General features: G+C 67.2%; 19 protein-coding genes. 7 read left to right on the top strand and 12 right to left on the bottom strand.

The window, feature by feature from the left end:
- Positions 1-122 precede the first annotated feature (122 nt).
- Entirely contained in the window at positions 123-1,112 is a 990-nt protein-coding gene (locus ACQP1G_RS28230; RefSeq protein ID WP_433192587.1) for an NAD(P)-dependent alcohol dehydrogenase, read from the top strand.
- A gap of 27 nt (positions 1,113-1,139) precedes the next feature.
- On the opposite strand, the gene ACQP1G_RS28225 is transcribed toward ACQP1G_RS28230, so the two are convergent.
- The 8 genes from ACQP1G_RS28225 to ACQP1G_RS28190 form a co-directional block, all read right to left on the bottom strand.
- Positions 1,140-3,092: a hypothetical protein gene (locus ACQP1G_RS28225; RefSeq protein ID WP_433192586.1), complete on the bottom strand. Its 1,953-nt coding sequence runs from the start codon at positions 3,090-3,092 to the stop codon at positions 1,140-1,142.
- 31 nt (positions 3,093-3,123) lie between these two features.
- Positions 3,124-4,518, bottom strand: a complete 1,395-nt coding sequence (locus tag ACQP1G_RS28220) for an ATP-binding protein (protein WP_433192585.1) — start codon at positions 4,516-4,518, stop codon at positions 3,124-3,126.
- Positions 4,519-4,659: 141 nt separating this feature from the next.
- Positions 4,660-5,532, bottom strand: a complete 873-nt coding sequence (locus tag ACQP1G_RS28215; RefSeq protein WP_433192584.1) for a universal stress protein — start codon at positions 5,530-5,532, stop codon at positions 4,660-4,662.
- A 37-nt stretch (positions 5,533-5,569) separates the two neighbouring features.
- Positions 5,570-6,487 (bottom strand): universal stress protein, encoded by a 918-nt coding sequence (locus tag ACQP1G_RS28210; RefSeq protein WP_433192583.1) that lies wholly within the window; start codon positions 6,485-6,487, stop codon positions 5,570-5,572.
- Between the two features lie 156 nt (positions 6,488-6,643).
- Positions 6,644-8,380, bottom strand: coding sequence for a GAF domain-containing protein (locus ACQP1G_RS28205; protein WP_433192582.1), 1,737 nt, complete (start codon positions 8,378-8,380; stop codon positions 6,644-6,646).
- Positions 8,381-8,446: 66 nt separating this feature from the next.
- On the bottom strand, positions 8,447-9,094 hold the full coding sequence (locus tag ACQP1G_RS28200) for a response regulator (protein WP_433192581.1): 648 nt from the start codon (positions 9,092-9,094) through the stop codon (positions 8,447-8,449).
- Positions 9,095-9,120: 26 nt separating this feature from the next.
- The gene (locus tag ACQP1G_RS28195; protein ID WP_433192580.1) at positions 9,121-10,638 is read right to left on the bottom strand and encodes an AAA family ATPase; all 1,518 of its coding nucleotides are present in this window, start codon (positions 10,636-10,638) and stop codon (positions 9,121-9,123) included.
- Positions 10,635-11,414, bottom strand: a complete 780-nt coding sequence (locus ACQP1G_RS28190; RefSeq protein WP_433192579.1) for an SDR family NAD(P)-dependent oxidoreductase — start codon at positions 11,412-11,414, stop codon at positions 10,635-10,637. Before ACQP1G_RS28190 ends, ACQP1G_RS28195 begins: the two co-directional genes overlap by 4 nt.
- A gap of 201 nt (positions 11,415-11,615) precedes the next feature.
- Here ACQP1G_RS28190 and ACQP1G_RS28185 point away from each other — a divergent pair, with 201 nt between their 5' ends.
- Entirely contained in the window at positions 11,616-12,506 is an 891-nt protein-coding gene (locus ACQP1G_RS28185) for an Acg family FMN-binding oxidoreductase (protein ID WP_433192578.1), read from the top strand.
- Positions 12,507-12,567: 61 nt separating this feature from the next.
- Here ACQP1G_RS28185 and ACQP1G_RS28180 read toward each other — a convergent pair whose 3' ends face one another.
- From ACQP1G_RS28180 to ACQP1G_RS28170, 3 genes are all read right to left on the bottom strand, one after another.
- A complete protein-coding gene (locus ACQP1G_RS28180) occupies positions 12,568-13,578 on the bottom strand; it encodes an Acg family FMN-binding oxidoreductase (protein ID WP_433192577.1) in 1,011 nt (336 codons plus the stop codon).
- Positions 13,579-13,902: 324 nt separating this feature from the next.
- Complete coding sequence (locus tag ACQP1G_RS28175) at positions 13,903-14,907, bottom strand: Acg family FMN-binding oxidoreductase (protein WP_433192576.1); 1,005 nt, start codon at positions 14,905-14,907, stop codon at positions 13,903-13,905.
- A gap of 279 nt (positions 14,908-15,186) precedes the next feature.
- The gene (locus ACQP1G_RS28170; RefSeq protein WP_433208872.1) at positions 15,187-18,471 is read right to left on the bottom strand and encodes a beta-phosphoglucomutase family hydrolase; all 3,285 of its coding nucleotides are present in this window, start codon (positions 18,469-18,471) and stop codon (positions 15,187-15,189) included.
- A gap of 263 nt (positions 18,472-18,734) precedes the next feature.
- Between ACQP1G_RS28170 and ACQP1G_RS28165 the strand changes: the two genes are divergently transcribed.
- The 3 genes from ACQP1G_RS28165 (at position 18,735) to ACQP1G_RS28155 (ending at position 21,859) form a co-directional block, all read left to right on the top strand.
- Positions 18,735-19,640, top strand: coding sequence for a universal stress protein (locus ACQP1G_RS28165; RefSeq protein WP_433192575.1), 906 nt, complete (start codon positions 18,735-18,737; stop codon positions 19,638-19,640).
- A 147-nt stretch (positions 19,641-19,787) separates the two neighbouring features.
- Positions 19,788-21,422, top strand: a complete 1,635-nt coding sequence (locus tag ACQP1G_RS28160) for a sigma 54 modulation/S30EA ribosomal C-terminal domain-containing protein (RefSeq protein ID WP_433192574.1) — start codon at positions 19,788-19,790, stop codon at positions 21,420-21,422.
- The gene (locus tag ACQP1G_RS28155; protein ID WP_433192573.1) at positions 21,419-21,859 is read left to right on the top strand and encodes a pyridoxamine 5'-phosphate oxidase family protein; all 441 of its coding nucleotides are present in this window, start codon (positions 21,419-21,421) and stop codon (positions 21,857-21,859) included. The genes ACQP1G_RS28160 and ACQP1G_RS28155 overlap by 4 nt, the downstream gene beginning before the upstream one ends.
- Before the next feature lie 419 nt (positions 21,860-22,278).
- On the opposite strand, the gene ACQP1G_RS28150 is transcribed toward ACQP1G_RS28155, so the two are convergent.
- A complete protein-coding gene (locus ACQP1G_RS28150; RefSeq protein ID WP_433192572.1) occupies positions 22,279-23,331 on the bottom strand; it encodes an alpha/beta fold hydrolase in 1,053 nt (350 codons plus the stop codon).
- A 526-nt stretch (positions 23,332-23,857) separates the two neighbouring features.
- On the opposite strand from ACQP1G_RS28150, the gene def reads away from it, so the two are divergent.
- Together def and fmt are read left to right on the top strand one after the other, a co-directional pair.
- A complete protein-coding gene (gene def / locus ACQP1G_RS28145) occupies positions 23,858-24,421 on the top strand; it encodes a peptide deformylase (RefSeq protein WP_433192571.1) in 564 nt (187 codons plus the stop codon).
- The gene (fmt, locus tag ACQP1G_RS28140; RefSeq protein WP_433192570.1) at positions 24,421-25,344 is read left to right on the top strand and encodes a methionyl-tRNA formyltransferase; all 924 of its coding nucleotides are present in this window, start codon (positions 24,421-24,423) and stop codon (positions 25,342-25,344) included. The genes def and fmt overlap by 1 nt, the downstream gene beginning before the upstream one ends.
- Positions 25,345-25,808: the final 464 nt, after the last annotated feature.

The raw sequence follows: 25,808 nt of genomic DNA, 5'->3' as shown, positions 1-25,808 counted from the left end.
CTTCACTCGGCATGGAGGTGCTCGCGCCGGCTATTGACCAGCCTTACGTCGTAAGGGTACCTTACGACGTAAGGCTCATGAGCGCCGGAGGTGGCTCGGTGCCGAGATCTGAGGAGAACATCATGAAGGCCTATGTCCTTCGCTCATTCGGTCCACCGGAGCGGCTGACTCTCATGGACATCGACCAGCCGGTACCCGCCGACGACGAAGTGTTGGTCCGGGTGCGTGCCACCTCGGTGCAGCCCTATGACTGGCATTTCATGCGCGGTGAGCCGTATATCGCGCGGCTGATGGGTGGTGGTGTCGGCTTACGCAAGCCGTCCATCGCCATCCTGGGCGCCGATGTGGCGGGGGTGGTCGAAGGTGTGGGCAGGGCGGTGACCGGATTCCGACCCGGCGACGAGGTATTCGCGATGGTCAAAGGGGGTGGCTTCGCCGAATACGTGCGTGTCCGGGAAAGCGAACTGGCGCCCAAGCCGAAGAACCTGTCGTTCGCGGCGGCGGCCGCGGTGCCGCTGGCGGCGAATACCGCGCTGGTGGCCCTGCGTGACGAGGGACGGATCCAACCTGGGCAGCGGGTACTGGTCAACGGCGCATCGGGAGGTGTCGGCACATTCGCGGTACAGCTCGCGCGCGCGTTCGGCGCGACGGTCACCGCTGTCTGTGGCACGAGGAATACGGAGTTGGTCCGCGCACTCGGCGCGGATGCGGTAATCGACTACACCGCAGCGGATTTCACGCGGAACGGGCAGCGTTACGAGCTATTGGTGGATATCGCGGGAAGTCGCTCGGTGTCGGCATGCCGGCGCGTGCTGACCCCCGATGGCACCTATGTCGCGGTCGGCGGGCCAGCGGGGCGCTGGCTGCAACCCGCGGGTCGGATGTTCGCCGCGTTGGCGGTGGCGCCGCTCATCTCGCAACGAGTCGCGATGGCGGAGGTGACCCGATGTACGCGGAACAAGGAAAACCTCATGGCGCTGACCGAACTCATCGAGGACGGAATGATCACCCCGGTCATCGACCGGACTTATCCGTTCGCCGAGATCCCGTCGGCGGTGCGGTACCAGGAGGAAGGCCACGCCACGGGAAAGGTGGTCGTAGTCGACGACTAGGTCGTGCGGATCTTTCGCCGCCTCCGTTCAGCCGCGCCTACCGCGTAGATAGTCACTGACCACGGCGGCGCCGAGACCGTCCAGATCCGGCGCCACCACGCGGCCACCGCTGCGGCGGGCCACCAGGTCGACGAATGCGGCCAGGCTCGGGTCCTCGCCGAGCATGAATACGGTGACCGACGCGCCCAGCTTGGCCAAGGCGTCGACCTGAGCCATCGTCGCGGCGAGAGTGCGCGGCTCCGGCGGCCAGTTGAAGTACGCCGCACCGTCCGGTTCCAGATGCGCCGTCGGCTCGCCATCTGTCACAACGAGTACGACGGGTACGGCGTCCGGATGCCTGCGCAGGTGCCGTCCGGCCAGCAACAGCGCGTGGTGCAGGTTGGTGCCCTGTTCCCACACGCCTTCCAGCGCAGTCAGTTCGCCGATGTCGACCGTCGTGGCGTGTCGGCCGAACGTGATCAGGCTCAGCGCGTCGGAGCGGAATCGGGTGCTGATCAACTGATGCACCGCGAGGGCAGTGCGCTTCATCGGCAGCCACCTGCCCTCCTGCACCATCGACCACGACGTATCGACGCAGAGCGCCACGGCTGCCCGCGACCGCTGCTCGGTCTGCATGATCTCGACGTCGGACACATCGAGCGTGACAACGCGACTACCCACCGACGCCGACCGCAACACCGCGTTGCGTACCGTTCTCGGCACGTCCCACGGTTCGGTGTCGCCGAACTGCCACGGCCGGGTGGCGCCCGTCGGCTCGCCAGCCGCGCCGGCCAAGGCCGTATCCCGATCACCGCGACGGGACCGCAACTGGCCGATGACAGCACGCAGCGCGGTCTCGCCGAGCCGTCGTAAAGCCTTGGGCGTCAACCGAAGCGAGCCGTCCGGTGCCCGTTCGAAGACGCCCTGTGCGCGCAGTTCGCGCTCCAGTTCGGCCAATCGAGCGGCGTCTACGCTGGCGTCGTCGCCGAGTTGGCGGGCCAGCGCATCCAGATCGATGTCTTCGAGCCGGGCGCCCGGATAGGACTGGCCGAGCTGTTCAGCGAGCGCGTCCAGTTCGGCGAGGTCCTGTAGGGCTTGCGCGCCCGCGCCAAGGCCCAACGGGTCGTCACCGCGGAACCGCTGGGCGGAGTCCCAGTCCTCGCCCGGCCGCAGCGCACGCAGGGCGGCATCCAGTGCGGCGACCTGCTGGGCAATGCGCGGATCGCCGAATGCCTGGCCGATCAACTCGGACAGCTCCGACCGTTGCTGGGCCGACATCGAGTTCAGCATGCGTTGCGCGGCCGCGGCCCTGGCGGCGAGTGCGTCGATCAGCTCGTCGGTATTGCTCGGGTTCTCCGGGAAGAATTCGCCGTGCTCGGCCATGAATTCGGCGAACCGCTGGTCGGTATTCTCGCCCCGCGCATGGGCTGCGAGCAGGTCGTTCAGGTCGGACAACATCCGTCCGATGCGTTCGACGTCGTCCGGTGTGGTGTGCTGCAGCGCCTGTTTCATGCCCTGGAACCGGGATTCCAGTAGTTCCTGACCGAGTAGGTCGCGGATCTGCTGGTAGTTCTGCCTGCCGGTTTCGGATCGCCAGTGGTAGTCGGCCAGCTCATTGACGGCGGCCGCGGTGCTCGGTGGCAGTGCGTCCAGCTGTGCCTCGGCGAACCTGGCGTCGTCGGATGGATCGGGGAACAGTGCGCGGCGCTCGGCATCCAGTGCCTGCTCCAGCAGTTCGCGGACCTGTTGCAGCGTGCCGTCCAGCCGGTGTCGACCGGCGATCTCGGCGCGGCGCTGCCGCAGCTGCAGGGTCAGCTCATCCAGCCCGCGCATATCGCGCATGCCGCGTCGCAGCAGCTCCTCCAGTGCGGTGCGGGGCGAGCTGCCCTCCATCACGTCGCGTCCGATATGGTCCAGCGCTTCCCGCAGATCGAGCGGGGGTGCCAGTGGATCGGGTCCGTCGTGATAGGGGCCGTAGGCGTAGCGGTCGGGAATCGTCATGACGGCTCACCTCGACCAAGTGCTTCGGCGGTCACGAGCCGTACACCGCGACGCCATCGTCGGAGTCCTTGGCTACCTGCCGGGCAAGATAGAGGGCTTCCAAGGCGAATTCGACCGCCGACGCGATCCGGGTCGGCGGTTCGGAGGCGCCGACGCCGAGGCGCTGAGCCACCTCGTGCAGGATGGGCAGTTCCGGCAACGCCGAGAGGACATCTCGGCCGGGGACGCGCTCGCCGGTGGTGACCAGATGGCCGTCGCCGACCGCCTCCGCCAAGGGCCGCAGGTTCAGCCCGCCGAGCCGTGCACTGGCCGTCTCGGCGAATGAGCGCCGCAGCAGGTGCGCGAGATGTTCCTGCTCACGGCCTTCCTCACCGGATTCGAACTCCAGCTTGCCGCGCAGTACCGCGGGCACGGATTCGAGGTCGACGGGCCGCGCGACGGCGGGGCGCTCGCCGGTGAGCGCCGATCTGCGGAGCGCGGCAGCGGCCACCGTTTCGGCGGCGGCGACCGCGAAGCGCGCGGACACACCGGAGCGCTGGTCGATCGCGGACGATTCGCGCAGGTGCCGGACGAACCGGGCGAGTACTTCGATCAGCGGGTCGCCCACCTCGGCCACCAGTTCGGCCTCCTGCCGGACCAGCGTCACCTCGGCCGGAACGCTCAGCGGGTAATGGGTGCGGATCTCCGCGCCGAACCGGTCCTTCAGCGGCGTGATGATCCGGCCGCGGTTGGTGTAGTCCTCGGGGTTGGCGGTGGCGACGAGCAGCACGTCGAGGGGCAGGCGCAGGGTATAACCACGGACCTGGATGTCGCGCTCCTCCATCACGTTCAGCAACGCGACCTGGATCCGTTCGGCGAGGTCGGGCAGCTCGTTGATCGCGACGATGCCGCGGTGGGCGCGCGGCACCAGTCCGAAATGGATGGTCTCGGGATCGCCGAGGCTGCGGCCCTCGGCCACCTTCACCGGATCGACGTCACCGATCAAGTCGCCGACGGAGGTGTCCGGCGTGGCGAGCTTCTCCGCATAACGCTGCGAGCGGTGCCACCACGTGACCGGCAGATCGTCGCCCAACTCCTCGGCCAGTCGTCGGCCGGCCGGGCTGATCGGGTCCAGCGGGTGCTCACCCAGTTCGGTGCCGACGATGACGGGTGTCCACTCGTCGAGGAGGCCGACCATAGTGCGCAGCAGCCGGGTCTTACCCTGGCCGCGCTCACCGAGCAGAACGATGTCGTGGCCGGCCAGCAGCGCGCGTTCCAACTGCGGCAGGACGGTCCGATCGAAGCCGACGATGCCCGGCCAGGGATCATCACCGGAACTCAAGCGCGACAGCAGGTTCTCGCGCATCTCGGTCTTCACACTGCGCGGCAGATGGCCGCCCGCGCGCAACTCGCCCACGGTCGTTGGCAGGTGCTCTGGAACAATCACCCCTTCGACGCTACGTCGGTTCGGCGATGGGGTCGAGACGGAGCAGTGCAAGGAAACACGCCGGAAATAAGCTTGACAGGCGAGATCCATCGGTGTTCGAGTTCAGTGGCGAGGCAGTGGCCGACGGATCGGCGTCGGCGTTCAGGGGCGGGCGATGATGATCGGGCAGTCGGTGGCATGTAGGACGGCTTGGCTGACCGAGCCGAGGGTCATGCCCGCGAAGCCGCCGCGGCCATGGCTGCCGACGACGATCAATTGGGTATCCGCGGATTCATCGAGTAGGCGTCTGGCCGGTCGATCCTCGACGACCACCCGCTGTACTTCGAGGTCCGGATACTTCTCCGCGTAACCGGCCAGGCTTTCCGATAGCAGCCCCTCGGCCTCCTGCTGCATATCGGCGCGAGAGATGTAGCGGTTGAATTCGGACCAGGTGAGTACCGCGCGCACCGCGACATCGCGATGGGCGGCCTCGTCGAAGGCGACCTCGATGGCGCGGGTGCTGCACGGGGAGCCGTCGACACCGACCAGCACCGGGCCGAGCAGCCGATCCGGTGTGTAGTTCTCGGGTTCGGGGATGACGGCGACCGGACAGTGCGCGTGCCGGGCCACCGCGGTGCTCACCGAGCCGAGCAGGCCGCGGCGGAAGGCGCCGAGGCCGCGGGTGCCGACAACAAGCAGGCGCGCATCCTTGGAGCGGTCGAGCAGGACGGGGATCGGCGGGGCCTCGACGACGAATGTGGTGATGTCCAGCTCGCCGATGGGTGCGGCTGCCGCCGTGGCGAATTCGTGTGCGGCGGTGACGGCCGCGGCCCCGGCCGCTCGGTACGCGTCGTAATCGATCTGGTTGAAGGCGATCCCGGGTCCGAAGTCCATCGGGGCGCCGATGCCGTACACGATGTGCAGGGGTGCGCGGTGGTGGACGGCGTCGACGGCGGCCCAGCGTACGGCCTCGGCGGCATCGTCGGAGCCGTCGATACCGACGAGCACGGGGGGATTGATAGCGTTGGCGGACATATGATTTCGTAGCCCTTCTGCGACGGGGGTGGGTGCTCTACTGCGGGTGGACGACCATAACCGGGCAATGCGCGGTCTGCACCAGCGCATTGCTGGTGGAGCCGAGCAGCAGTCCGCGGAATCCGCCGCGGCCCCGGCTGCCGACCACCAGCAACTGCGCGGACCGCGACCATTCGAGCAGCGCCAGCCGCGGACCGGACAGATACACCTTGCGAATGACCTGGACATTCGGGTACTTCTCCTGCCAGCCCGCGAGCTGCTCGGACAGGATCGCCTGCCCGGCGGTCTCGGCGTCGCGATCGCAGATGGTGTACGGGAGGCCGGCGAACCGGTCGTAGTACAGATCGCTCCACGCGTGCACGGCGACAAGTTGGGTGTTGCGCTCGCTGGCTTCGGCGAACCCGGCCCCGACAGCGGCCGCGCTGACCGGCCCACCGTCCGCGCCGACCACGACCGGGCCGATGCGCCGAGTCTGCTGTTCGGTGCCGGTATCACGGACGACCACGATCGCGCCGTGGCCATGAGCGGCCACGGCGAGCAACGTCGACCCGAGATGGCCGGGGGTGTTGCCCGACCCCGCCGCACCGATCGCGACCAGATGCGCCGATTCGGACAGCTCGATCAGCAGATGCGCTGGATCGGCTTCGGACACTTCGGCTTCCACGGTCAGCGTCGGATCCACCTCGTGCGCCAGTCGGCGCGCGGTGCGTACCAGATCTGTGCCTTCGCGACGGATCGCATCGATCACCGGCGGTGTGATCACGTCGTAGATCCCGTAGACGGCCCCGGCCGCCGCGAGATCGAGGCCGTGCACGACGCGCAGTCGGCGGCCGCGCTGTGACGCGGTCTCGGCTGCCCATCGGACGGCGAGGTCGGCGGCCGCCGACCCATCGATTCCGACCACTATTTCGGCCGATGCCAGCCGGTGCGGATCATCGTGGTGCTGGGTGGTCATGCGCGGTGTCCCTTCGAGTAGATCGGCTACCCGTAGGTTAAGAATCCGAGGCCCTCCGGCACGCCGGGCGTTGGTCACGAACCGTAGGGTCCAAAGGCCGCTCACACCAGGCGCGTTGGTACCGGGAATCACCCGCTTGTGCCCCGGTGCTCGCACTCAGGGCAATGGTGCCGACCAGTGCAACACCGTGCCCCCGCCCTCGCCCTTCGTCACGCTGAAGCTGCCGCCCGATCGCTCCGCACGGGCGGCCAGGTTCGCCAATCCGCTCAGCCGCTCGACGTCATCGGGTACGCCAATGCCGTCGTCACTCACCTCGATGGTGACGTCGTCGCGCACCCGGAGCTGGACCGATACTGTCGTCGCGGACGCATGCTGCACCGCGTTGCTCACTGCCTCGCGCAGTACCGCCTCGACGTCCTCGGACAGCGGTGGCGTCAATACCGATACCGGTCCGGCCAATCGGATGGTGGTGCGCAGCCCGCTTTCTCCGATCATGTCCGCGATGACGCCGTGCAGGCGCTTGCGCAGGGTCGGGGCGTCGGCGGTGCTGCTGCTGTGCAAGTCGAAGATCGAGTGCCGGATGTCCTGCACGATCGACTGAACGTCCTGAATGGTTTCGGTGAGCCGAGCTTTGACCTCGGGGGCGCGGGCCCGCTGTGCGGTGCTCTGTAGCGAGAGGCCGACCGCGAACAGCCGTTGGATCACATGGTCGTGTAGGTCGCGGGCGATCCGGTCGCGGTCGGAGAGCACGTCGAGTTCGCGCATCCGGCGTTGAGCGTGGGCCTGCTGCAGGGCCAGCGCGGCTTGGTCTGAGAAGGCGGTCATCATCGACTGTTCGGCGGCGTCGAATGGCTGTGCGTCCGAGGGCCGCACGGTGGCGAGTACCCCGATGACCGAATCCTTGGCCCGCAGCGGGAGGATCAGCGCGGGGCCGAATTTCGACGGCACGTCGAAGATGGGGGAGAAGTGCAATTCGTCGATGGTGACGACGCGTCCGTTCCGGAACGCTTCGCCGGAATGCGATCCGCTCATCAGGATGCGCTCGTCGATGAGCTCTTCGGCACCGACGCCAGCGGCGGCGACCACCACCAGTTCGGTGACATCCTCGACTGGGACTTCGGGATCTTCGGGGAGCGCGAGGAAGGTGCACGCCGAATGGGTGAGTCGCAGCGCGCGGTCGGCAACGAGTGCGAGGGCGCTGCCGGGTTCGCCGCCCGCGAGCAGTTCGGTGGCGACGTCGCTGTTTGCCTCGAGCCACTGCTGGCGGATGCGGGACTGCTCGTAGAGGCGGGCGTTGGCGATGGCGATGCCCGCGGCGGCGGCCAGGGCCTGCACCACGACCTCGTCGTCCTCGGTGAATTCCCGGCCGCCGGATTTCTCGGTGAGGTACAGGTTGCCGAAGATCTCGTCGCGGACCTTGACCGGGACGCCCAGGAAGGTGTGCATCGGCGGATGGTGGGCTGGGAAGCCCACCGATGAGGGATGAGTCGAAAGGTCGCGCAGCCGAATGGGTTTCGGTTGTTCGAAAAGCAGCCCGAGCACACCGTGACCGCGCGGCAGATCACCGATCATGACCCGGGTCCGGTCGTCGATGCCCTCGTAGACGAACTCGGCGAGCAGGTCGCTCGTCTCATCGGTTTCGCGCACGCCGAGTGCACCGTATTCGGCGTCGACCAGCTCGATGGCGCTGTGCACGATCGAGCGCAGCGTGTTGTCGAGGTCGAGTCCGGCGGTGACGACCAGCATCGCCTCGATCAGGCGGTCCATCCGGTCGCGGACGCCGACGATCTGCGCGATCCGGTCCTGGACCTCGCCGAGTAGCTCACGCAAACGCAGCTGCGATAAGGTTTCGGTCACCGGTGTCTGGCCGGGTATGGCCGACTCGCGATCCATATCTTGCATTTTCGCACGAATCAACTACCCAAGGCTGCGCTGCGCGACACCCTGACTCATGTTCATTCATTCCATCTTTATGGGCGCGCTGAGTTTCGAAGCCAGCACCGCGGCCTGCGTGCGCCGCTCGACCCCCAGTTTGGTCAGCAGCCGCGAGACGTAGTTCTTCACGGTCTTCTCCGCCAGGAACATCCGGCCCGCGATCTGCCGATTCGTCAGCCCTTCACCCAGCAGATCGAGCAGGGTCCGTTCCTGTTCGGAGAGCGTGGCCAGTGGCCCGGTCTTGGCTCCGGCCTCCTCGCGCAGTTTCGCCATGAGGGCGGCGGCCGCACGATTGTCGAGCAGCGACTTGCCGGCGCCGACCTCGCGAATGGCCTCGACCAGCTCCAGTGTGCTGATGTCCTTGACCACATAGCCGCTGGCCCCGGCCAGAATCGCGTCGAGCATGGCCTGCTCGTCAGTGAACGAGGTGAGGATCAGGCAACGGAACTCAGGGTGCTGGCTCAGCAGTTCACGGCACAGTTCGATGCCGTTGCCGTCGGGTAGTCGCACATCCAGGACCACGACGTCCGGGCGTAACGCGGGAATGCGCGCCAAGGACTGCGATACGGAACCCGCTTCGCCGACCACATCGAGGTCGGGTTCGGCGTCGATCAGATCCTTCACGCCTCGTCGCACGATCTGGTGGTCATCGACCAGGAACACGCGGATCATCGGGAACACCTCCCTCGAGTACTACTTCAGCCTACTGAGCGATCCAGGTCGGCATATCGGAGATCGGCCCCGGTTCGGTGACGAAGGTCCCTTGATTCCGGCTCGCCCCGATGCCAGGCACGTACGGCCGCAGCTACGGTGTGGTCCAGCGGCAGGGCCGTATCGAAAGCTGTCGCACCGGGCCATGGAGACGCCGCGGCCGCCATGGCGTTGGCGATATCCGGCGTCGCATCGGATTCGCGGGCCGTGCGCTGTCGGATCCGGCTATTCGCGAGTGCGCGCGGGCAGACGCACTGCAGCGCCACCAGGTCGGCGGATGTTTCTTCGGCGAGCGCGGCCGCGCGACGCCGGTCGGTCGCGTCGATCCAGCTCGCGTCGAGAATGACCGAGACGCCGGCAGCCAGCAATGTCCGAGCCCTGGCCAGTAGTTCGGTGTAGACGCGGACCTTGCCCGCCGGGGCGTACGCGCCCGCGCTGTAGGTGCCGATCGCACCGGTCACCTCGTGCCCGGCCAGCAGTTGTTTGCGCACATCGTCGCTGGAGATGACGACCGCGCCGGTGGTCGCCGCGAGTTCGGTGGCCACTGTCGATTTTCCGGTGCCCGGTAGACCGCCGACGAGCACCAACCGCACCGCCGCCTGCTCCAAGTGGCGCTCGGCGATCTGCAGATGCCGTCGTGCGCGTTCGCGCGCCGCCGTTTCGCCCTGCCCGGCACAGATGACGTCGACCTTCGCGCGGACCAATGCGCGATATGCGACATAGTGATCGCGCAGCGATCTCGGTGCCGGGTCCGCGGTGGCCCGCAGGTATTCGTCGAGCAGTCGATCGCCGAGTTCGCGATGGCCGAGAGACTCGAGATCCATTGCCAGAAAGGCGATGTCGTCGAGGCAGTCGACATAGCGGAGCCGATCGTCGAAGTCGAGACAATCCAGAACCCGGAAGCCGTCGGCGAGATCGAAGATATCCTCGGCGAGCAGGTCACCGTGCCCATCGACGATGCGGCCGTCAGCGATCCTGTTCGCCAGTAATGGATAGCGACCGTCGATATAACGCATCGAGAGCTCATCGATGCGCGCGAGCCGTTCCTGGTCGACGAGGTCTGCCGATTGCCCGGTGAGGCTGTGCAACAACTTCCGCCAACGGCCGCGCAGTTCCTGCGGCGTCGCGGCGCGATCGATCTCCGGGCCGCGTCGCGCCGTATGGTGGAACAGAGTCAGCACCTGGATCAGCGCGGACAGCTCCGAACCACGCACTATGGGGTCGGCCAGGACGTTGGAAAGTCGCCGGTCCTCCGGCATGCGCCGCATGACGACCACCGGTTCATCGGGTCCGCCCGCCGGATCGGTGAGGTGCGCGATGCCGAGATACACATCCGGCGCGAGCCGACGGTTCAACTCGACTTCCCGCGCACAGGCGTGCTCGCGCAGCGGTGCGGTGCTGAAGTCCAGGAAGTCGGTGGCGATCGGTTTCTTCGTTTTGTACGCGCGGTCTCCGTAGAGCATCACGACGCCGGTATGGGTTTCCCGCAGCTGAGCCGCGTTCATAGCCGTGCTCCGTGCGCTTGGGCGGATGCGGCCAATGCCATGCCCGCGGTGGCGCCGCCATCGATGACGAATTCCGACCCGGTGGAGTAGGTGGCTTCGTTGACGATGAATCCGACCATTGCGGCAACCTCTGCTGGCTCGCCGAATCGCGGCAGTGGTTGTCCCGCAGTGATTCTCATGTCGAAACCAGCCGTCATCGGGGTGTCGATCGGGCCGGGGTGCACCGAGCAGACCCGGATGCCGGCACCGCCGAGTTCGAGCGCGGCGGCCTTGGTCAATCCGCGCAGGCCCCACTTGCTGGCCACGTAGCCGGCGATCCCGGAATAGCCCATCAACCCCGCGGTCGAGGAGATGTTGACGATGACGCCGTCGCCATTGGCGCGCAGCCGCGAGGCCCCCAGATGCATCCCGAGCCAGGCGCCGAACAGGTTGACGTCGACGACGTGCCGGAACATCGCCGGTGATTCGGACTCGACACCGCCGACGTCGAGGACGCCGGCATTGTTCACCAGGACCGCGAGCGGCCCGAAGTTCGCCTCGGCGTCGTCGAGCACCCGCTGCCAGCCGTGCTCGTCGGTGACGTCGAGGTGCCGAAATATCGCTGTCGTGCCGAGGGATGCGGCGGTCGTGGTGCCTTCGGAATCGAGCAGGTCGGCCACGACGACGCCGAGGCCGGACTTGACGAGGGTCTGCGCGATGGCTGCGCCGATGCCGCGGGCGCCGCCGGTCACAACGGCGCTTCGGCCATGTAATTCGAGCCCGTGGAGTTCAGGCATGATGCCACCCTTTCGCTGCTGATGCACTCAGGATTTCGCAATCGGCGGCGCGTTGTGATGGCCGAAGGTCATCGATTCGGCGGGACTTCCGGACTGTCCTCGTCGGTGGCGTCCGAAGTCCCGGTAGAAGGGGCCGTCGTGCTCTTATCTGCGGCCTCGCTTCGGTGGAAGCGTGAATCGAGACGAGAAAGGATGGCGACAATGGATCACGGACTGCCCGATGATCAGACCGTGAAGGCGGCGCTGGCGCTTGGGGTGCGGGCGCCGTCGGTGCACAACACTCAACCGTGGCGGTGGCGGATCGGTGATAGCGCCGTACACCTGCACTTGGATCCGACGCGGGCACTGACCTCGACCGATCCCGAGCAACGCGACCTCGTAGTGAGTTGTGGTGCGGCGCTGCACCATCTCCGTATCGCGTTGGCGGCGCTCGGCTGGTCGGCCGTGGTAGATCGGCTGCCGAATCCGGCCGCACCGAACCATCTGGCATCGATCGAACTGGTGCGGCATCGGCCGACTCCCTTCGATGTCGAGCTGAGTGCCGCGATCACCCGCAGACGGACCGATCGACGCCAGTTCAGCTCATGGCCGGTGACGCCCGGATACCTCGGGCTGGTCACCGAGCGCGCCGCGACACTCGGGGCAATCGTGCGGCAGGCGACCGATGGGTCGCGCGACAGTTTGGTCCAAGCCATATGTATGGCGGCCGAGCGGCACGCCGGGGATCCGGGCGATCGATTCGAACTGGCCGAATGGGGCGGCAGGCACGAACCCGACTACGCTGAACTGCTGGTACTCAGCACCTCGGCCGATGACCGGTGCGCTCGACTGTGCGCGGGTGAGGCGTTGAGCGCCGTGCTGCTGACCGCGACGAATGTCGGCTTGGCCACCTGTGTGCTGACCGAACCGCTCGAGATTCCGGCAATGCGCCAACGGGTCCGCGTCGGTGTCCTCGACGACGGTAGCTATCCGCAGGCCGTGATCAGGATCGGCTGGGCGCCGACCAGCGCCGAGCCGTTGCCGCCTACGCCGCGTCGGGCGGTCGATGATGTGTTGGATACCTGCGACACCCCCCAGGCGACGGCCTGCTGAACGACTTTCGCCGAGCGTAGTCATACGGTGGCTCGCGCTCGGGCGGCGAGCCACCGTATGACTACGCTCGACGCGGCGGAGGTGCTGGGCGGATGTCGAGTACGTCGTCGAGGGGGCGGCGGTGGGGTGGGGTGGGGGTGTTGTCTTCGGGGGCGGTGCCGATTCGGATCAGGACCTGGGGGATGTCCGGGTGGGGGACCAGTTCGGCGACTACTGAGCGGCTGGTGGGGAGTTCTGTGATGTGGGTGAGGGCGCAGGTGGATAGGCCGCGGGCGGTGCATTCGAGGAGTACCTCCGAGAGTGCTTCGCCGGTGTGCAGCCACTGGGAGGGGGATTCGCCGAGGGTGCTGAGGGCCACCAGGCGGGCCTGGTCCACGAGATCGGCGCGGCGCGCCGAATAGGGCGCGGACGGGAAGGCGCGGCCGATATCGACTCTGGCCGCCTCGGCATCGGAGACCAGTGCGGCCACGGGGATGCCCTCTTGGACATCCGAATGTCCGGTCCACCAATGCAATTCGGTTTGGTACCGCATATCGTACCGGCGCAACGCGGTGGCGTGCTCGGTCGCTGCGGCCAGCCGATGCCGGCTGCTGTCGGGGATTTCATCGATCGCCACATGATGCGGCCGGGCGAGTTCACGGACGGCGCTGAGCGCGTCGAGCCAGCCGTCCGGCGCCTGCATCGGCAGTCGGTCGGTGTGGCGCTGATGGATGGCGCGCACGCGGGCGGCGGTGGTGTTCAGCGCACCGGGCCACGGCCAGAACTCGAGGGTGGCCAAGTGCTCCGGCAGATTCGGATCCGGGAAGCGGGTGACCTCGGCGAACCAGCCCATCGACAGGAAGGCCAGGCGCGCGTGGTCGAGTACCGCGCCACAGCTGATCACCAACTGCCTGCCGAGTGGGTCGGCCGACGACAGCAGCCGGTCGGTGTCGCTGCGCAGTTGCAGTCGCGTGCCGTCGAACACCCAGCGCCACGGCTGGGTGTTGTGCACCGACGGGGCCCGGCCGGCGAGCATAAGCGCCAACCGCACGGTCTGCAGATCTGGTCTGGTCACATGATCGCTCGAGTTCATATTTCGAGTGTCGACCGCGATAACAGCGACCGCGATGGGCATTGCGCACCTGATCCAGGGTCCATCGTCACTACTGGTGCGAGTCGGCGGCGATATCGGCCCCGAGCCTGTTCGCATGGCGAGTTTCCGGGCCGTTGGTACCTGCCGTATGAGGCGATCGATTCTGGTGGCGGCGGGTGGGCGCATAGTCGGGGTGAACCGTAAGCGGAGTACCGCGACAGCCCGGAGGAGCAGCGTGACCGACCGCTGGATCGGAGACTCGCCGCCACATTATTGGCAGCGGATCGTGGTGACCTTTCGGCAGTGGGTGGGTCGTCTGTCGTCCTACTCGTGATTCATCGTGAGGATGTCGGTGAGCGGGCGGCGCGGCGTGGGCGGGGCCTGCGGTTCATCCTCGGGGGCGGTGCCGACGCGGATCACGACTTGGGGGATACCGAGATGCGCGAGCATGCCCGCGACAACCCTTCGGCCCGAGGGTATCTCGGTGATGTGGGTCAGCGCACAGGTCGCCAACCCCGCCGCCGTGCATTCCAGCAGCACCGCGGAGAGCGCCTCGCCGGCGTGCAGCCATGCGGTGACGGAATCGCTGGGTGAGCTGAGCGTCAGCAGCCGCGCTCGGTCCTCCTGGGTGCCCCGGCGGGCCGAATGCGGTGCGGACGGGAAGGCGCGTCCGACGCCGACCCGGGCGAATTCCGCGTCGGCGACCAAGGCTTCCCGTGGAACGCCCTCTCGATCGCCGGAATGTCCGGCCCACCAGCGCAATTCGGCTTGATACTCCATATCGTAGCGGCGGGTCGCGGCGGCGTGTTCGGAGGCCACCGCGAGTTTGTGGCGCGCAGTCTCGTCGAGCACGTCGAGTTCGAGGTCATGGGGCGTGACCAGCATCCGCGCGGTGTGCACGAGTTGCGACCAGCCCGTGGGTGCGAACATCGGCAGCCGGTCGGTGCGCCGGTGATCGATGGCGCGGGCGCGGGCCAGCACGCCGAACGGGGGATCCGGCCACGGTCGGAACTCGATGACCGCAAGGTAATCGGAGCGCTCGGAATCGGGCAGTCGCGTGGTGTCGGTGTGCCAGCCCTGTGCGGCGAAGGCGGTGCGCACATGATGCAGCATCGCACCGCAGCTGATCACCAATTGTCTGCCGAGCGGGTCCGCGGAGGTCAGCAACCGGTCGTTGTCGCGATACAGGTGCAGCCGGTCGCCGTCGAATACCCAGCGCCACGGCTGGGTATTGTGCACCGACGGTGCCCGGCTGGCCAGACGTATGGCAGCCAACACCATTCGATGGTCGGGCACGGAACGTACAGGGGAGGGGCTGGTCTCGGTCATATTTCGAGTGTTGTCCGGTGCGTTGCCGGTCGATACGGGCCTTACGCCCGTTCTCGAAGGTCCATCGTCACACCCGGACTCGTGTGGCGGTCATCGTGACGGAGGGCGTCGTCGGTTCGGCCGGGCTGCGCTCGACGCGCTGCTCGATGCCGAGGAGCGTCGTGCCATGACATTCCACCGAAATTCATATCGGGTACAGGGGCGTTCGGCAGCGGGTGCGGACGACCTCTATCCGCCGTGATCGCTTGCGGCACGCGCCGCGCCCCATAGCCATGATCGTCATGTCATCGGCATTTCCGGGCCAGAGACCGATGGCTTCGCGCCGAGGGCCGGACCGGCGCTATCGATGTGGGGTTCCACGGAATTCAGCGGCACTTCCCATATCTCGCCGGCGGAGAGAGTTTTCTCGATGTCCTCGATACATACCCGGATGGGGGCCGCCGTGCTCGGTAACAGCCGCACGACGGCCCGGGTACGGGTCAGCGTGATGCTGAGCGGCTGCCCACGATAGCTGAGGGTGAATTCGGTTCGGGACAGTTCGGCGGGCAGCACCGGGTGCAGCCGCAGCACGTCGTGGCGGGTCTCGACGCCGCCGTAGCAGCGGATCACCATATCCGCGGTGCCCGCCATCGCGCCGATATGGACGCCCTCGCGGGTGGTCCCGCCTTGGGTATCGGCCAGGTCGGTGTCGAGGGCTTCGGTGAACAGCGACCAGGAACGGGCGCGGTCGGTGCGGGCGAGGACCCAGGCGTGGGCCAGCCGGCTCAGCGTCGAACCGTGGCTGGTGCGCGCGAGGTAGTACTCGACGGTGCGGGGGATGAGTTCCGGGGGCAGTTCGTAGCCGAGCCGGTCGAACAGTGTGCGCAACTCCTCGGCCGAGAACAGGTAGAACAGCATGAGTACATCGGCCTGTTTGGAGAGCTTGAACCGATTGGTGGTGTCGCCCTCGGCCTGCAGGATCAGATCCAGGCGGCCGATTTCGCCGTACTTGGATCGGTAAGCGTCCCAGTCGAATTCGGCCAGCTTCTCGTAACCTTCGAACTGGCTGATGATGCCGTCGTGGAACGGGATACGCAAGCGTGCGCTGATCCGGTCCCACAGCGCCGGTTCTTGCGGCGTGAGCCGCAGCCGATCCCACAGCGGATCGCAGTCGGTACCGGTGAGCAGCGCGACCGCATCGTGGGCACGCATGAGTACCCAGGCGGTCAGTACATTCGTGTACGCGTTATTGCGCACGCCGCGTCCCGGCGCGTCCGGATAGCCGTCGTGGTATTCGTCCGGACCCATCACCCCGGTGATATCGAATCGGTCCTCGACCGGATCGTGCACAGCCAGATTCGCGAACAGGCGAGCCACTTCGACCAGGATCTCCGCGCCGCAGTCGATGAGAAAACCCAGATCCGCGGTGGCCTGGAAGTACTGCCACACACTGTAGGCGAGCGCGAGGCCGACGTGGCGCTGGCGGTGCGAATTGTCCGACATCCATTGGCCGTCGCGGATATTGAACAAACGGTCCGGAGTCTCCTCGCGCCCGTCGCTACCGCTCTGCCAGGGAAACAGGGCTCCGGCCAGCCCCTCGGCGCTGGCGGCGGCCCGTGCTCTCGGCAACCGCCGGTGCCGGTAGCGCAGGAAGGCGCGGGTCAGCTCGGGCCGCCGCAGCGTCAGCACCGGGTAGACGAACAACTCGTCCCAAAAGATATGTCCGCGATAGCCTTCGCCGTGCAGCCCGCGCGCGGGCAGACCGACATCGGCGTCCGGACCGACCGCAACGGTCGCCTGCAACATGTGAAAGATATGCAGATTCAACGCAAGTCGGCGATTGCGACCGTCCTCGAGGCGAATGCCGAACCGGTCCCACAGCCGCGCCCAGGCGTCGACGTGCGCGGCGAGCAGGTCCGCGAACGCGGGCGCCCGCGCGATACGGTACTCGACATCCAGTGCGGCCGTGGACAAACCGCGGTCTCGCGAAGTCGCCACCACCGCGACCTTCTCGATCGTGACCGGGTTGCCCGGTCGCACCGCGACGGTGAATTCGTGTCCGGGACAAGACGTGTCGGCCAGCAGTTCGCGAGCTGACACCTCGGCGTCGGTGTGCGTGCGGGCGGCCAGGGCGATGGTGATGTCCGATTGATCGGTGATCGCCTCGTACAGCACAGTGTCGGAATCCAATTCCCGATATCCGAGCGGCGCCAGATGAGCGTGTGCCAATGCGCGATCGGCCGCAACATTGCGATTGGCCACGCGCCCGTTGATCGTCGAGGTGATGACGACAGCTCCGGTCCAATCCTCGGCTTCGATGGTGAACTGCAGTGCCGCGAGGCGCGGATCGGATAACGACTGGAATTGCCGGGTGATGACCCGTGTGGTTCGTCCGGCGTCGTCGCGGTACCGGTCGACCCGCGTGAGGACCCCCGCCCGCAGGTTCAGATCCTGGTGATGGCCGAGCATTTCGGGTGTGCCGGGGCGCAGCGTCGGGCCGTCGACCGGACGGATGGTCAGGAAGGTCCAGTCGGGAGCATTGACCAGATGTTCGGATTCGACTGTGCCGCTATGTAGTTCGGAGCTGTGGCGATTGTAGATACCGGCGAGATAGGTGCCCGGATAGTGCACCGAGTCGGCTGTGCTGCCCGGCGTCGCCGCCCGCGTACCCCAGTATCCATTTCCCAATGCGCACAAGGCTTCCCGAGTCCCCTCCCGGGCCGGATCGAATCCGTCGTAGACCAGATTCCAGCCGCCGGGGCCCGCGATGGTCGCGCCGGCGCACCACCGTGCGCTCGGATATTCGATCGCGGTCGCGCCGTCGCCCGGTATGAGGTGCAGGTCGGCGAGATCGGTGACGATGACGTCCGCGCCCGCATCGGTCAGCTGTGTACCGGTCCCGGTGTGGTCGACACCGACGACGAGTCCGAATCCGCCGGCGGCCGCGGCCCGGACCCCGGCGGCGGCGTCCTCCATGACGACGGCGTCGATGGGCTCGATGCGCAGGCGGTGGGCGGCCGCGACGAACATGGCCGGATCGGGCTTGCCGGGCAGTTTCATGCGCAGCGCGTCGGTGCCGTCGACGCGGACCGTGAACAGTTCCGTGATGCCCGCGGCGTCGAGTATCGCGGCGCTGTTGCGGCTCGCGGTCACCAAAGCCGTCGGCACCCGCACCGCGCGCAGTTGTTCGAGCAGCTTGCGCGCGTCGGGGAACACGCGCACACCTACCCGTGCCAGTGCGTCGGTGAACAGCTGTTGTTTGCGGGCGGTCAGTCCCGCGACAGTCAATTGTTCAGCGTCGTCGGTGATTTCGCCTTCCGGCAGGGTGAGGGCGCGCGATGCCAGAAAGGCCCGCACGCCATCCGCACGGCTGCGGCCGTCGACCCACTTGCGGTAGTCGAGGTCGGTGTCGAAGGGCGGCTGGGACGGACCACCGAGCTTGGGCAGCACCTGATCGAACAGGGACTTCCACGCCGCGGCATGGACCGCCGCGGTATCGGTGACCACGCCGTCCATATCGAAGATGACCGCACCGTAGTCGTTGGCGGTGCGTCCCGGGGCCGACGGAAGGTTGTCCAGCCGCATCGTCGAATCCATCCCCTGGTCGTCGAGCGGGTCGGGGGCCGGCACATCGTGCACATCCCCGATGGTCCGCGTCCGGCACGTGATGGACAAGTGCCCTTTGTCCCGGTGGCATGGGCTTTAGGCGCGCTCTCGCGAGCCGATCCCCGCGCGCTGATGCGCAGATCCGGACCGATCGGCGCCTCGAGCAGGCCTTTCGGCCCTTCCCCGCGCGAGGGCGCGCTGCGAGCGTGGCTATCGGATGGCACAACCAGATCAGGAGGACCATGATGTCCAGCGAAACCCGTTCGGGTGCCACGCCGGTCAACGCACCGATTGTGGTCGCGGTCGACGGTTCGACGATTTCCCAGCACGCGGTGGCCTGGGCTGCGGTCGACGCCGCAGTGCATCGATGCCGCCTGGAGATAGTGACGTCCTTCGCGATCCCGTTCGGCTTCGGGCCGTCGGTGACCCTCACCCAGGACGATATCGACCAGCTGCGCATCGATGCCGAACGCGTGCTCGACGAAGCTACAAAAGTAGCGCGGGCAGCGGCGCCCGACGCGGTACTGGCCATCTCCACCGAAGCCATCGACGAGCCGATCATTCCGACGCTGCTGGCCCGATCCGAGCAGGCCAGCATGCTGGTCGTCGGTGGCCGTGGGCTCGGGGCCGTGCGGCGCGCGCTGCTCGGCTCGGTCAGTGCCGCCGTTACCCGCCATGCGAAGTGCCCGGTCACCGTGGTGCACACCACCTCGGCCACCGACGCGATCTCGGTGTGCCTGCCGGTACTGGTCGGCGTCGATCGCACCGTGAACAGCACGGCTGCCGTCGAATTGGCCTTCGAGGAGGCATCCCGGCGCAAGGTGGGTATCGTCGCGCTGCACGCCTGGAGCGACACCACCGGACTCGCGCTACCCGAGATCTCCTGGCCGGGGGTAAAGGAGGCGCAGGACACACTGTTCGCCGAAAGCCTGGCGGGCTGGGCCGAACGGTATCCGGATGTCTCGGTGTGCCGGGTCCTGGTGTGCGACAGGCCTGTTCACGCCCTGCTGGAGGAGTCGGCACACGCCCAACTCGTGGTGGTCGGCAGCCATGGTCGTGGCGGATTCGCCGGGATGCTGCTCGGTTCGACGAGTACGGCTCTCCTGCATTCGGTGGAGTGCCCGATCACCGTCGTGCGGGGTGCTTGATCGCGGTCGGATGACCGCGCCGAAATCCGTGGACATCGGTGCCGATGGTCGTGTGAGCCAGGGTCTTTCGGCCCTCCCGTGCTCGATACCGCGAATGTTGCCATCAATGTTCGGTTCTCGAAGTCACGATCGAAGAGCGAGGTCGTCATGAGTCCGTCCGGGCGGTGGTCGAACTCGGCTTTCCCCGACATTGTCGTGTTCCCGCGCGGACGGATCGCGGAGTTGGAACTCGAGCGCGTGGCCGGCGCGGTCGGTCGACTGCTCGCCCGCTACGGGGTCGAGGGCGGCGCGCGGATTCGGGTTGTCGGCGCGAATTGTGCGAACGGGCCGCAGTTGGTGCAGGTGAATCTGCGGGTGGACGACATTGCGGCGCGGGTGCAGATGATTACGCCCGGTGCCGGGGTGGTGTTGCCGGTCGTGCTGCGGCTGGAGCGGCTGATCAAACGGTTGACAACGAATCCGCGGTTGCCGCTGGAACCGGATCCGACTCGGCGGCCGTTGGCGGGCCCCGGCCGGGGCGAGATCACGCGTCGCAAGAATTGCACATTGCTGGTCGGCATGCCGGATGCGGCGGTGGCGGTCATGGACGCGATGGACTATGACGCGCATCTGTTCACCGATGCCGAGATCGGTGCCGATGCGATCGTCTACCGCGACCGCACGGGGATCGGATGTGTCCGTTCGCGAAGGGGCACACCGTCGGACCGGGGGCAACCGCCGCCCGCTCCGGAGTTGTCGGAGCCTGTGGCCGTCGACCTGCTCTGCGGTGATGGTATGCCGTATTTGTTCTTCGTCGATCCCGTGAGCCGTCGCGGACGGCTGCTGTATCGGCGTTACGACGCCGATCTCGGGCTGGTCGCACCCACATCTCTACGACCGGCACACCAACAAGGGGCAGGTGGTGTGACGGAGTCGACGTCCCCGATTCATGGGCCTTTCGGCCCTGTTCGGCATCCACGGGCCCCGACCAAACTGCCAGCGTTGCGTGCGCTATCGGCTGAGAAGGGATTTCGCGTGAGTACATCCGAGTTATCGTCGACCAGGACTGCTATGGAAGAGGTGTGCACCACCCAGGGCGCCGTGGACCCCGTCCAGGGTGCCCGTGCGATGCGGGCGATCGACCGGGTGCTGCGCTGCCACCATATCGGTGCACCGGCGCGGGTGCGGCTCACCACAGCGCCGTGCGCGGACGGCCCGATGCTGGCACAGGCCAATGTGGTATTCCGGGATACCGCTGTGCGAGTACAGGTTCCGGGCCCCAGCGGCTTCGTCGTGGCCTTCCTCGCCGACCGGCTCGACCGGCAGCTGGCGCGACTGACCTCCGACGATCTGCCGAGGCACTGGCCCGATCCGGCCCGCCCGCCGTTGGCGGTGGGCACCGAGGAGCAGCCGATCGTGCGCCGCAAGCACTGCGCATTGCTGACCGGAACACCGGCCGATGCGGTACGCGCGATGGATGCGATGGACTACTACGCGTACCTGTACACCGACGCGGAGACCGGCGAGGACGCCGCGGTCTACTGGGCGGGCCCGCTCGGGGTCCGGTTGGCGCGCCAGCATCGGCGGCAGCTACCCGAATTGCCCTCCGGACTGTCGCTGACCATGAATCCGCATGCCACGCCGCTGCTGACCGAAGCCGAGGCCGCGGCCCGGCTGTGCCGATACGGCCTGCCGTTCCTGTTCTTCACCGATCCTCGCAGTGGGCGGGGGCGATTGCTGTATCGCCGCTACGACGGTGCGCTGGCGCTCGTGCTGCCCGTGACGCAGAACGGTCGATCATGACCGAGCTGGCGAACGACTGCCCAGGGCGCGCGGTTGTCGAACTCGATCGCGCGACGGCGTTGGAACTGCTCGCAACCGTCCCGGTCGGTCGAGTGGTCTTCAGCCGCAACGCATTACCGGCGATCCGACCGGTCAATCACATAGTCGAGGAGGACGGCCTCGTCATCGTGCGCACCCGCCTCGCCTCCAGGCTCACCTCGGCTGTGCATGCCAACTCCGGTGTGGTGGTCGCCTACCAGGCCGACGAGATCGACCCGCACCTGCGCACCGGTTGGTCGGTCGTGGTGACCGGCCTCGCCCGCACCATCACCGACCCGACTCGCATCGCCCGCTACGAGCGCTTACTTCACTCCTGGGCCGACGGGATCATGGACACCGTCATCGAGATCGAGCCCGCCTTGGTCTCCGGCATCCGCCTCGTCGACAAGGTCGCATAGCCAACTGGAGCGTGCGATTCATAGCGTGGAAGTACATTTGGCGACCAACGTCCCCGGGATAGAGGGTATCTCGGCTCTGTCGACGACGATGGCGACCCGGGCATGGTGGGATCGGAACCGGCCACCGATGGCCGGGCGGGAAGCAAGGCGGCAGGATCGGCCGACCGCGAGGTCGGATCATGGGGCGGACGAATCGACTCGCCGGTTCCGTGTCGGCGACCGACGAGTTACATATGGCGATTGACGACCACGCCGTGATCCGACAACCGGATATCCGGGCCGTGCCCGCCGAAACGCATCCGCCCATCGCCACGGTGGCCGGTTCCGCATCCCTGCGCACACCAGCTATCACACGCCGGTCGGCTACCAAGTCTCAGACGCCCTCTGACAGGGTGCTGGTGCCGCCACTGTTGGGGCTGCTACCGAGTGAACCGGGCGATGTCTTCAGCAACAAGCGCTGGTGCTTCGAAGGGGAACGCGTGACCGAGCCCGGGGTAGATCCGCAATTGCGAACCGTTGATGTAGTGATGAAGCAGGGTGGAGTTGGCAGCGGGTTCTTGTTCGTCGTTTTCGGCGCCCAGGATGAGGATGGGCAGCCGCAGGGTGGGCAGGCTGCTGACGACGTTGGCGGTGGGGTTGATGAGCCAGTCGGTCATTGCGGCGCGTTGACGGTTGAGGCCGGTCAGGTTTTCTTCGACCCTGTTGGGGCGCAGAGCTGTTCGTTGACGCCATGCAGCCAGGTCGTCGGGGTGGTCGCTGAAGTACAGCGGAATGACCTGGTCGGCAGGCGCGAGTGGGTCGAACGCTGGCCCGCCGGCGATCAGATCCGGCAGATCGGGCAGCACCTGCTGTGATCCGCCGGGGCCGGTACCCATCAGGATCAGGGCGCCAACGTCATCGGGGCGATCTACGACCAAGCGTTGCGCGACGAATCCTCCAAGGGAGTAACCCACGACGGTGGGCCGGTTCAGATGGAGGGCCTGGATCAAGCCAGCGGTCTGATCGGAGAGTTGTGCGACAGTCAAGATGGCCGAGGAGCTGGCCGGGGTCCGTCCCACGCCGTCGGCGTCGAAAATGACGACGCGGTTGGTCGTGGCCAGGCGGTCGAGTAATGCCGGGTCCCAGTCGTCCATGGTGAATCCGAGGCACGGGGTCAATAGCAGGGTTGGTCCGTGTCCGAAGCTGCGGTACGCCACCGGCAGCCCCGCGACGGTGACGATGTGGGTGGGTGCTGTCAACGACGGTGACTGGTCGAAGCCGTCAGACGCGATGTCGCTGGTGGGGGCGAGCTGAGGGGCCGTGGTGTCGGCGTTAGCGGCGCTGGGTGCGATCAACAGCATGCTGGTGGCCAGTGCTGCGGTGACGGCCAGGGCAGGCGTCCGGCGTCGCGAGACGGGCCGGCGAGGGCGGGGCAACGGCCCGCTGTCGGGCGTCGCCGGGGCTGCTGGTTGCGGCGGGTCGAGAGCGGTCATGTGGGCTCCTCGAGGTTGCGCGATGGACCGGAATCGCGGCTGTGATGCGCTGGGTGCCGCTGGATCATCGGCATGCCGACCCGATTCGGGGATCGATGTCCTTCGGTCTGAATGGTTGTCCACGCGTATCAAGAGACGCCGGGGGCCCGAAAGGATTCACCTGGCTGGGTCAACAGGACACTGCTGACCTTCTGCAGAGCAGGCTCGGCGCGGTCAAGACTCCGAAGTCGGTGAAGATCTGCCCCCTACCACGATCATCCGTTGGCAAGGTCCTTCGCCGTGAACTGCGCGACGAGTACTGGATTCACGCCGACCGACGAGTGTGATCGCGTGTCATCGCAGCTGAACTCCGGCTCCAAGTCGCTGACCGGGTCGCTCCGGGCGGCCGGGCGGAGGGATCGACACCCCGCCCGGACCGCACTGGAGTTCTACCAGCTTTTCCCCCATCGGTCGGGGAGATCCGTGTGAACGGCGTCGCTCTCTAGAATGAATCGACCGTATTCATCGTTTCTCGGGAGTCGCCGCCGTGACCATTCAGCCCGTTCGCCTCTTCGGCGATCCCATTCTGCGTTCGCGTGCGGCGGAGATCACCGAATTCGATCGTGAGCTGCGGCAACTGGTCACCGATCTGACCGACACCATGCACGACGACGGCGGAGTCGGGATGGCGGCGCCGCAGATCGGCATTGGTTTGCGGGTTTTCGTCTACGACACCGAGGACGCCAGGGGACATCTGATCAATCCGACCTATGAAGTGGTCGGTGCGGAGGAGCAGGTCGGGCCCGAGGGCTGCCTGTCGATTCCCGGGGTGCGTTACGACACGCGGCGCGCGCTGCGGGTGCGGGCCGCCGGTGTCGACGTGGACGGTAAGCCGGTCGAATTTGCCGCCGAGGGGCTGCTGGCCCGCTGCGTTCAGCACGAGACCGATCATTTGGACGGTGTGCTGTTCATCGATCGGCTCGATCCCGCGCAACGCAAAGAGGCGATGCGCACCGTTCGCGAATCCGATTGGTTCAGTGCGGGGATCACGGTGCGCAGTTCGCGTGCGTTCGGGTCCAGCCAGGCCGGACCGTTCGGACGGGGTCGCTGATGCGCATCGTTTTCGCGGGCACACCGGATCCCGCGGTGCCGTCGCTGCAGCGCTTCATCGAGTCGGAGCGGCATGAGGTGGTTGCCGTGCTGACTCGGCCCGATGCGATCGCCGGGCGCGGACGCAAGGTGCAACGGTCGCCGGTCGGGCAACTCGCCGATGAGCACGGTATTCCGGTCCTGATGCCCCGGCGTCCCGCCGAACCCGAATTCATCGAACAGCTCACCGAATTGGCGCCCGACTGCTGTCCGGTGGTGGCCTACGGTGCGCTGCTGCCGCAGCCCGTGCTCGACATTCCGCGCTTCGGCTGGATCAACCTGCACTTCTCGCTGCTGCCCGCGTGGCGCGGCGCCGCGCCGGTGCAGGCGGCGATCGATGCGGGTGACGAGATCACCGGCGCGTCCACCTTCCAGATCGAGGCGGGTTTGGACACCGGGCCGGTCTTCGGCGTGGTCACCGAGAAGATCGCGGTGACCGATACGGCGGGCGCACTGCTCGACCGGCTCGCCGACACCGGGGCGGTACTACTGGAGAAAACTCTCGACGGCGTGGAAGACGGGACGCTGCACGCGGTGGCGCAGTCCCCTGACGGCGTTTCCTACGCGCCCAAGGTGGCGGTCGAGGCCGGGCATATCCGCTGGGACCAGCCCGCACTGGCGATCAACCGCCGCATCCGCGCGGTCACTCCGGCACCCGGTGCATGGACCGAGGTCAACGGCACTCGCCTCAAGCTCGGCCCCGTCGAGATGGTCGAGGAAGTACTGCCGGAACGGACGATCGAGGTCCGCAAATCCGGAGTTTTCGTCGGCACCGCCACCACCGCGGTCCGCCTCGATCAGGTTCAGCCGCAAGGTAAGCGCATGATGGCCGCCCTCGACTGGGCCCGCGGCGCCCGCCTGCAGCCCGGCATGGTGGTCGTATGACAACGCCTGAGCGCCGCCCTCGTACCGCGGGACCATTCGGCCGCGCCGGTGTCGAGTCGGGCCGTGGAAAGTCCACATCCGTCGACTCGGGTTGGCTCGCGCGCGCTACCTCGGCGAAAAAGGGCGCACAGCAGAAGAATTCGCAATCCGCACGGTGGAACCAGGACCACGACGATACCGGCGCGCGGCATAGCGCGCGTGCCGGGAACAATCCGGCGCACCGGGACGTCACGCGCGAGCGCGATGACGAGGCACGACCGTGGCGCACCGACCAGAGCCGCGGCGATGCGCCACGGACCCGACCAGAGCGGCGGAACATGAACGAACAGGGTAAATCCGCATCATCGGGGGGCGGTTCGCAGCGCAAGAGGCCGCCCTCGACGCAGGGCAAGGGCGCGGCCCGCACCGGGTGGAACGGCGACACCGCGCGGGCCGATCGAGGCGGTCGCGTGGACAGCGGGCCG

The sequence above is a fragment of the Nocardia sp. CA-107356 genome (assembly GCF_050946365.1).
Taxonomy (GTDB): Bacteria; Actinomycetota; Actinomycetes; order Mycobacteriales; family Mycobacteriaceae; genus Nocardia.
Note: the sequence above shows the minus strand (reverse complement) of the source record. Positions and strands in the feature narration are given on the sequence as shown.

Bases quoted from the DNA above. Each gene is read 5' to 3' on its own strand.
- ACQP1G_RS28160 (WP_433192574.1), top strand. From the start codon at position 19,788: ATGAGTCCGTCCGGGCGGTGGTCGAACTCGGCTTTCCCCGACATTGTC.
- ACQP1G_RS28185 (WP_433192578.1), top strand. From the start codon at position 11,616: ATGGATCACGGACTGCCCGATGATCAGACCGTGAAGGCGGCGCTGGCG.
- ACQP1G_RS28175 (WP_433192576.1), bottom strand. From the start codon at position 14,907: ATGACCGAGACCAGCCCCTCCCCTGTACGTTCCGTGCCCGACCATCGA.
- ACQP1G_RS28190 (WP_433192579.1), bottom strand. From the start codon at position 11,414: ATGCCTGAACTCCACGGGCTCGAATTACATGGCCGAAGCGCCGTTGTG.
- ACQP1G_RS28170 (WP_433208872.1), bottom strand. From the start codon at position 18,471: ATGCGGCTGGACAACCTTCCGTCGGCCCCGGGACGCACCGCCAACGAC.
- ACQP1G_RS28200 (WP_433192581.1), bottom strand. From the start codon at position 9,094: ATGATCCGCGTGTTCCTGGTCGATGACCACCAGATCGTGCGACGAGGC.
- ACQP1G_RS28205 (WP_433192582.1), bottom strand. From the start codon at position 8,380: ATGGATCGCGAGTCGGCCATACCCGGCCAGACACCGGTGACCGAAACC.
- ACQP1G_RS28195 (WP_433192580.1), bottom strand. From the start codon at position 10,638: ATGAACGCGGCTCAGCTGCGGGAAACCCATACCGGCGTCGTGATGCTC.
- ACQP1G_RS28225 (WP_433192586.1), bottom strand. From the start codon at position 3,092: ATGACGATTCCCGACCGCTACGCCTACGGCCCCTATCACGACGGACCC.
- ACQP1G_RS28210 (WP_433192583.1), bottom strand. From the start codon at position 6,487: ATGACCACCCAGCACCACGATGATCCGCACCGGCTGGCATCGGCCGAA.
- fmt (WP_433192570.1), top strand. From the start codon at position 24,421: ATGCGCATCGTTTTCGCGGGCACACCGGATCCCGCGGTGCCGTCGCTG.
- ACQP1G_RS28155 (WP_433192573.1), top strand. From the start codon at position 21,419: ATGACCGAGCTGGCGAACGACTGCCCAGGGCGCGCGGTTGTCGAACTC.
- ACQP1G_RS28180 (WP_433192577.1), bottom strand. From the start codon at position 13,578: ATGAACTCGAGCGATCATGTGACCAGACCAGATCTGCAGACCGTGCGG.
- ACQP1G_RS28165 (WP_433192575.1), top strand. From the start codon at position 18,735: ATGATGTCCAGCGAAACCCGTTCGGGTGCCACGCCGGTCAACGCACCG.
- ACQP1G_RS28150 (WP_433192572.1), bottom strand. From the start codon at position 23,331: ATGACCGCTCTCGACCCGCCGCAACCAGCAGCCCCGGCGACGCCCGAC.
- ACQP1G_RS28215 (WP_433192584.1), bottom strand. From the start codon at position 5,532: ATGTCCGCCAACGCTATCAATCCCCCCGTGCTCGTCGGTATCGACGGC.
- ACQP1G_RS28230 (WP_433192587.1), top strand. From the start codon at position 123: ATGAAGGCCTATGTCCTTCGCTCATTCGGTCCACCGGAGCGGCTGACT.